A 6936-nucleotide genomic window follows, 5' to 3' on the forward strand; every position below is an offset into this window, starting at 1 on the left:
TTTGGCGAGACGACATGATCACCGAAGGCCGTCTTCATGTCCACTCACGACAGCGCACAAAGTCCGGCCAGAACGCCGAAGGTTAAAAAGCAAGCCTAGCCGCGTACGTCACCGTCGAATCGGTGCGCGCGCTCGCCGGCAGCGGAGAAGCCGAGCACTCCACGATCGGTCTGGTCCTGGCCGCCCTGTCGCTGCTCATCATGCCGGTGCTGTCCTACGCGCAGCGGCGGGCCGGGCGTGAGTTGGGTTCCCGGTCGGCAGTGGCCGACTCCAAGCAAACCCTGCTCTGCACCTACCTGTCGGCCGTGCTGCTCGTCGGCCTGGGCCTCAACAGCCTGTTCGGCTGGTCATGGGCCGATCCGCTGGCCGCACTGGTCATCGCCGCAGTGGCGATCAATGAGGGCCGGGAGGCATGGCGCGGCGGCACCTGCTGCACGGTGCCCGTCAGCGGCGCGAACTCACTCCCCACCCAGACTGCGGACGCCGGTGCCTGCGAGTGCCAGCCCGACTGCTCCTGCTGCTCAGGCGAGGCGACGTGATCTTCCAGCGCAGCTAAGACCCGCCATCGCGCAGCTGCACCAGGCTGTCGTCGTGCCACTCCTCCCGGGACTGGGGTGGTGGAAGTTCGACTCCCGCAATTCCAGCAGGGGACGAGAACAACTCCTGCCGGAGGCGGTCGAGAAGCGCTTTCGCCTGTTCAAGCGTCTGCGGAGAGTTGTCCGGATCGTCCAGGCCCAGGCCCAAGGCGGCGGCGCCGTCGCGGGTGACCGTGATGATGGCCTCCCGGTAGTTGCGCTCGAACGTAGAAAAGCCGTCTGCGGCGTCTCCGTTCCGGGCGAGGTCCGCTAGCGCTTCTGCGTCCCCACTCCGGGGCGATCCCGAGATGAAGGTCCGCATGAACGCGTCCAGCCGCTCGTCGCCGGGATTCTCCCCGTCGACATACCGGTGGACGAAGGCTTTGAGACACCTGGGTCGAGGCCGGGAACCACACGTAGACGTCAAGGCAGGGCGGCACGATCGAAGGCTACGGCGTGCCGGATCGCTAGGTATGACAGCAGCGCCGACAGCGACGGGCCCGGCCAGCGGAGGCCGGCTAGGACCAGCCACGAACGATGGGGCGAGGTCAGACACGAGGATGGACGCGCCGGTACGGCCTGCACACAGCTTGTATCGAGTCGTCGGACGACGAGGTGGGACGGGGGTCGGCTGGAGGCGGATGGCCTCCGACCCGCCTTTCAGGCCGGCCGCGATCTAGCCGGCGGCCGTCGTAGCTCGTATGGGAACGGCCAGTTGCGCAGCAGCAGTTCCGCAAGCGCCACCGCCTCGTGCGGATCGGTCGTCTCTTGCACGATCGTCGCCCGTTCTAGGCGGCTGAATGCCTGTCCCCACCAGACCAGATATCGAGCTGGACCAGCGGCGACGCCGATGCTCACGGGTGGCGGCAGGTTGTTGCAGAGCGGCCCGTCGAACCGGAGCAAGAACATACTGATGTACGGGGGGAACCGGGCCAGCGAGCTGGCTGCGGCCGCGCGCACCAACGGCCCCATGATCGCCGGGTAGTGAGGGTGATGCACTTTGGCGAGGGCGTCGTCTCGTTCGGCCCGGGCGAGCAGTGCCGCCCACTCGTCGGCGAAGTGATCCCTTGCGGCTGGCTCCACGTCGCCAATCTAGGCCGACCAATCCGGCTCAGGCGAGCGTCCTTCAGGAAGCCGGCACCAGCGGCGACTTGACATCAGTCGCTGACATCAACGGTGGCGGCCGAGGCCGGACGATTGCAGATGGGTGTCACCTCCGACCAGCAACGGAGCCGATCACAAGATCAGGCCCCTGTCTCGTTGTAGCAGTGCGTGTAGCAGCCAGGAATCAGGTCCAAGAGCAGCGTCACCATGGAGGAGGCACAGGCTCGGTGATTATGGTTCGTTCGACTCTGGGCGTGCGTCGCACGAGAATCCTCAGTAGTAGTGACGCATGATCTCGCTGGACCACTCTGGCTGACGCACCTCGCCCATGGGGTCGAACTCCGCCATGTACGGCTTGATGTCCAGGACCGGTGTCCCCGCGACCGCGTCCAGGCCGCTGACGTGCAGATCGAGACCGTCGACGCGATGCAGGCGGCAGCGGGACACGCCGAGACGGTTGGGGCGGTTCTTGCCGCGCTGGGCGAAGATGCCAACGAGCGGCCAATCGGTGTTTCCGCGCGGGTGCCGCGCCCCCGTCTCGATCTTCTCCACGGGCACCCGGTGGAAGTGGAACACCAACTCCAGGTGCGAGAAGGCGTCGATGCCGTACAGCGCCTCCTCCGAGTACTGCCCCGCGTCGAGCCGGATGACGGCGGTCACGTCCCGCCAAGCGTCGTCGAACACCTCCTCACGACCGCCGACGACAAACGCCACCGGTCGGCTGACGACCGCAGCGTCCGCCTGACCGGCGTTCCCGATATCACTCATCGTCCCTCTCAGTCGACTGGGGTGCCTGGTCGCCGCAGGCTCTCCGCCTGCTGGCGAACTGCTGAGCGACCACGCTGTCTGGGAGAGGCTACCGGTGAGGTGAAAACTCCAGGGAGCGGCCGGATTCGCGAGCATGGGCCGACGGGACAACCTGGTCAGTGCACCGTCGATTGGCCTCCCGCCGGATCGCCTCGGTGACGTCACGCCACGTGCCGGCCGAGGTCTTCATCGTCCGGTCGACCATCCCGCGGGCCGATGCTTCGTCGGCGAAGTCGTACGACACCTCCTGCCCTCCGTCACCGCCGAGGCGGCAGGCGCCAGCCGGCACGCGACACGTAGGCGATGGCGACGCCGGTCGATCTCGAAGCGGCGCGCCAGCGAGTGGAAACAGCCACCTGGGGGCACCTGTGGGTGCCGTCGGTTCCTCGGTCAGCGGGCCAGGAGGGCCACGATGGTGGCGAAGCATCCGACGATGAGGATGATTCCGCCGAACATGATGTACGGCGACCAGTCGCGGGAACCCTGCGGCTGCTGTCGGAGCGGCTCGGTTGGCTGGTTCCACGCCGGTGGTACTGCCACGACATCGCGGCGGGTCGGCCACAGCGGCGGCGGGGTGTGGGGTGTCGACTTAGCCATGAACGGATGCCCTCCGACGACGTGACGGTGTCCTGTTCGGATTTGCTTGGAGCCGGGCGCGACCGCGGGGGCTGGGTGCGCGTCCCGCTCGGTTATGGCGGCCACGACCCGGCCTTCCATCATCGACAGGCGTCGTCCGCTGGCGGGGTGTTACATCCACCGATTCCTAAGTTCGAAATCGCCGGATACGAGGTGACTGGGAATAGTGTCCGGCTCCGCAATATCGCCGTCGAGATCCACGACCACGCCGTAGCGCGGAGGGCCGATCTGCGCAATTGCTCGGCCTGCTCGGGGCAGTGGTTTCCCTGGTCAGACGTCCGGCTACGGTCCGCGCTACCCGCAACCCCTCGGCGGGTTGCGCAAGCACGGGGAGAACAGGTATGACCACCACTGAGGTCCCGGCCACTGCCGCGGATCACGCCGAGAACCAACTCAGGCAGGAGTTGGCCGACCTGCACGTACGCGCGAAGCGGGCAGCAGCGCAGCTGGCCGATATCAACGTCCGTCTAGCGCTGCTGCAGGAGCAGATCCAACGGCACCAGCAACGCCGGTAGGGGTGGTCAGCGTCATGCCACCAGTAGCCGCTTATTAGGAGGGCTGTGATGGCAGCAGATCGCGTAGCCGAGGACCGGGTGGCTGTCGAGCTTCGTTCCGTGCCCGACTGTCCGAACCTCGCCCCGGCTCGGCACGAGCTGCGCGCCGCGCTGGCCGACCTCGGCCTGCCGCTCGCGGTGGTCACCGAGATTGTGGGGGACTATCCGTCGCCGTCGATACTCGTCAACGGTGTGGACGTGATGGGCGGCAGCGGCGACGGTTCAGCGGCGTGTCGCCTCGATATCCCCACCGGCGAGCGCATCCGCGCCGCCCTACGCCAGGCGACAGGCGCCGAACGCGCCGCCGCCGCGACGGAGCCGAGCGCCGAGGATTGCTGCGCGCATCCGCGCAATGCTATCCGGACCGACCGGCCCCGCCGTGCCGAGCAGCTGCCCGACCGGCTCCGGCAGGTACACCAGACGATCCTGCGTCATTTCGCCGCCACCGGGACCGCCCCCACGGACACCGACATCCGTGCTGCCATGAAAGCGGCGGACCTGGATACAGCAGACGCGCTGCGGGAACTCGCCCGGGAAGATCTTGTCGCCGTCGACAGCGCCGGGCGTCTGGTCGCGGCCTACCCGTTCTCGCCAACGCCGACGCCGCACGTGGTGTCGCTCGGCGATGTCGAGGTGTACGCGATGTGTGCCATCGACGCGTTGGGCATGCCGTTCATGCTCGGCACCGACGTGACGATCACCTCCGCCGATCCGCACACCGGCCAACCGATTCGCGTGACCGTCGCCAACGGTGCCGCCACCTACCAGCCCGCGGATGCGGTGGTCGTGTACGCGGCCACCGGGGACACCGGCCGCTCGGTGGACACGTGCTGCTCCACCATCAATTTCTTCACGAGCGCCGCCAACGCTCAGGCGTGGATCACCGCCCATCCCCGCTTGGCCGCCACCATTCTCGACCAGGGCCAGGCCGTGACGCTCGGCCGCGACATCTTCGAACCGCTGCTCGCCTGAGAACGCTGACAATCAGTTGGTCGGGTCGAACGCTTCGCCCAGTTTCCGCAGGGCCTGCCGTCGCCGGTTCACGCCCAGGTGAGGCGCTGGCGCAGGAGGGATCGTTCGGCCGGGTTGGCCGTCAGGGCGAGGGCGCGTTCGTCGGCGGCTCGTGCCTGGGCGGTGTCGCCGACATCGCGGAGCAGTTCGGCGCGAGTGGCGTGGAAAAGGTGGTAGTCGCTCAGATCATCGGCCAGGCGGTCGACTTCGGCGAGCGCGGCTGCCGACCCGGTGACGTATCGCAGAGCGATCGCCCGGTGGAGCCGGGTGACCGGTGACGGTGCCAGGTGCAGCAGCATGTCGTACAGCACTGCGATCTGGGTCCAGTCGGTGTCTTCCCACCGAGCGGCTTCCGCGTGGCAGGCGACGATCGCGGCTTGCAGTTGGTACGGGCCTGGTCGTTTCTGTGCTGCGGCGCGGACGATCAGCCGGCTGGCTTCGGCGATGGCCTGGTGGTTCCAGAGTGATCGGTCCTGGTGCTGGAGCTGCACGATTTCGGCGTTGTGGTCGAAGCGGGCGCTGGCTCTGGCTCGGTGGAGCCGGATCAGGGCGAGCAGGCCGGCGACCTCGGGTTCGGTGGGCATGAGCTGATGCAGCAGCGCGGCGAGGAACTCGGCGTCGTCGGCGAGATCGCGGGACTGGGCGTGGTCGCCGCCGGTGGACAGGTAGCCCTCGTTGAACAGCAGGTAGATCACGGCGATGACTTCGGCGAGGCGGTCGCCCAGCTCATCCGCGGACGGGATCCGGTATGGGATGCCCGCGTCGCTTATCTTCCGCTTGGCGCGGGTGATCCGTTGACCGACGGTGCTTTCCGGGATGAGGAACGCTTTGGCGATCTGTGCGGTGGTCAGCCCGCACACCACCCGGAGGGTCAGGGCGACCTGGGCGGTGCGGGGCAGTGCCGGGTGGCAGCAGGTGAAGATCAGCCGCAAGCGGTCGGCGGGCTGCGGCTCGGCTGGCCAGGACACCAGGGCGAGCTTCTGCCGATAGCGATGCTCCCGGCGGAGGTGGTCGAGGCCGCGACGGCGGGCCACGGTGTACAGCCATGCGTCTGGCCGGTCCGGGATGCCCTCGACGGGCCAGTGCGTCAGCGCGGCCTCGACGGCGTCCTGGACGAGATCTTCGGCGGTGGTGAAGTCGCCGACCAGGTGGACCAGGGACGCGGCGAGCCGACCCGCGTGGTCGCGAACCACACGGGCCAGCTCGGCGTGTGTCGGCCGGATCATGCGGCGATGGGTCGGATCTCCAGCACCGGGCAGGCCGGCCACGACTTCGCCACCCGCAGGGCCTCGTCGAGATCAGCCACCTCGATCTCGGCGTAGCCGCTGATGATTTCCTTGCCTTCCACGAACGGCCCGTCGGAGACCAGCGGCTCGCCCCGGTCGAGTCGCACGGTGGTGGCGGCGTCCGGCGGCATGAGGTGGGCGTGGTGGGTGATCTTGTCGTGGTGGTCGGCGAACCACTGCTGCACGCGGGCGTAGGCCCGTCCCCGCTCGGACTCGTCCATGGCGGCCAGGTCCGCTGCGAACTGCTCGGTGTCCGCGAACATCAGCACGTACTTCATCGGCCCTCCGTCGGGTTCGCTGCGAACAGGGTGTCCATTCGCCGGGACATCTCTTCGGGGCTGACGTCCTCCACGTGTGTGGCGACGGTCCAGCCGTGTCCGGACGGGTCGACGATGAAGGCGTCCCGATCACCGTAGAACTGATTCTCCGGTGCGCGCTGCATCGTCGCACCGAGCTCGACCGCCCGGGCGACCACGGCGTCGACGTCCTCGACGTAGATGAACTGGAAGACGGGGGTGCCGGGCACACCACCGGCCGGCGGAGCGGTCGTTCCGCGCTGCGGATCCTCGTCTTCGACGATGACCACCGCGTCGCCGATCTGAATTTCCGCGTGGGCGATGCTGCCGTCGGGGCCGGGGAACCGCATCCGCTCGGTGGCGCCGAACACGTCGGCGTAGAACTCCAGAGCCTTCGCGGCGCCGCGTACGACCAGGCAGGGCGTGACGCGGCGGTAGGTGTCGGGAATCGGGTTGGAACCGGCTGACGCCGTCATGGCGATCCTCCTCGGTTGTTTGTGCCTCCACCAACCAGACGACCGGCGAGCAACCAGATCCGACAACCAGCGGGACGATTCCTGGTAACTGTGGCCCTAGCCTCGATCATTCACGGCTGATGTCGGCCGCTTCGGCCTCGGGCCTCTTATCGCTGGTGTTCGATGCGGTTGGGTTGAGGGCATGGTGTCGG

9 protein-coding genes and 1 pseudogene are annotated in these 6936 nt (G+C 67.9%); 3 read left to right on the top strand and 7 right to left on the bottom strand.

The genetic code is table 11. The features are described 5' to 3' along the window. Positions 1-95 precede the first annotated feature (95 nt). A pseudogene (locus tag ACFYOS_RS36165) lies at positions 96-539 on the top strand (cation transporter); the annotation flags it as partial. A 13-nt stretch (positions 540-552) separates the two neighbouring features. Here the strand turns inward: ACFYOS_RS36165 and ACFYOS_RS36170 are convergent. From ACFYOS_RS36170 to ACFYOS_RS36185, 4 genes are all read right to left on the bottom strand, one after another. Then, on the bottom strand, positions 553-897 hold the full coding sequence (locus ACFYOS_RS36170; protein ID WP_387151788.1) for a hypothetical protein: 345 nt from the start codon (positions 895-897) through the stop codon (positions 553-555). A 338-nt stretch (positions 898-1235) separates the two neighbouring features. Further along, on the bottom strand, positions 1236-1658 hold the full coding sequence (locus ACFYOS_RS36175) for a hypothetical protein (protein WP_387151791.1): 423 nt from the start codon (positions 1656-1658) through the stop codon (positions 1236-1238). Between the two features lie 294 nt (positions 1659-1952). Continuing rightward, positions 1953-2447 (bottom strand): SAM-dependent methyltransferase, encoded by a 495-nt coding sequence (locus ACFYOS_RS36180; RefSeq protein WP_387151794.1) that lies wholly within the window; start codon positions 2445-2447, stop codon positions 1953-1955. Positions 2448-2876: 429 nt separating this feature from the next. Beyond that, a complete protein-coding gene (locus ACFYOS_RS36185; RefSeq protein WP_387151796.1) occupies positions 2877-3083 on the bottom strand; it encodes a hypothetical protein in 207 nt (68 codons plus the stop codon). 380 nt (positions 3084-3463) lie between these two features. On the opposite strand from ACFYOS_RS36185, the gene ACFYOS_RS36190 reads away from it, so the two are divergent. After that, positions 3464-3637 (top strand): hypothetical protein, encoded by a 174-nt coding sequence (locus ACFYOS_RS36190; RefSeq protein ID WP_387151800.1) that lies wholly within the window; start codon positions 3464-3466, stop codon positions 3635-3637. Between the two features lie 48 nt (positions 3638-3685). Next, on the top strand, positions 3686-4648 hold the full coding sequence (locus tag ACFYOS_RS36195) for an alkylmercury lyase family protein (RefSeq protein ID WP_387151803.1): 963 nt from the start codon (positions 3686-3688) through the stop codon (positions 4646-4648). 68 nt (positions 4649-4716) lie between these two features. Here ACFYOS_RS36195 and ACFYOS_RS36200 read toward each other — a convergent pair whose 3' ends face one another. From ACFYOS_RS36200 to ACFYOS_RS36210, 3 genes are read right to left on the bottom strand one after another with little or no spacing between them, the layout of a single operon-like run. Further along, positions 4717-5913, bottom strand: a complete 1197-nt coding sequence (locus ACFYOS_RS36200) for an RNA polymerase sigma factor (protein ID WP_387151806.1) — start codon at positions 5911-5913, stop codon at positions 4717-4719. Continuing rightward, positions 5910-6251 carry a YciI family protein gene (locus ACFYOS_RS36205; protein ID WP_387151809.1) on the bottom strand — a complete coding sequence of 114 codons (342 nt, stop codon included), beginning with the start codon at positions 6249-6251 and terminating at the stop codon, positions 5910-5912. Before ACFYOS_RS36205 ends, ACFYOS_RS36200 begins: the two co-directional genes overlap by 4 nt. Continuing rightward, complete coding sequence (locus ACFYOS_RS36210) at positions 6248-6745, bottom strand: VOC family protein (protein WP_387151813.1); 498 nt, start codon at positions 6743-6745, stop codon at positions 6248-6250. The genes ACFYOS_RS36205 and ACFYOS_RS36210 overlap by 4 nt, the downstream gene beginning before the upstream one ends. Positions 6746-6936 lie beyond the last annotated feature (191 nt).

Source organism: Micromonospora sp. NPDC005806, from assembly GCF_042871425.1.
GTDB lineage: Bacteria > Actinomycetota > Actinomycetes > Mycobacteriales > Micromonosporaceae > Micromonospora.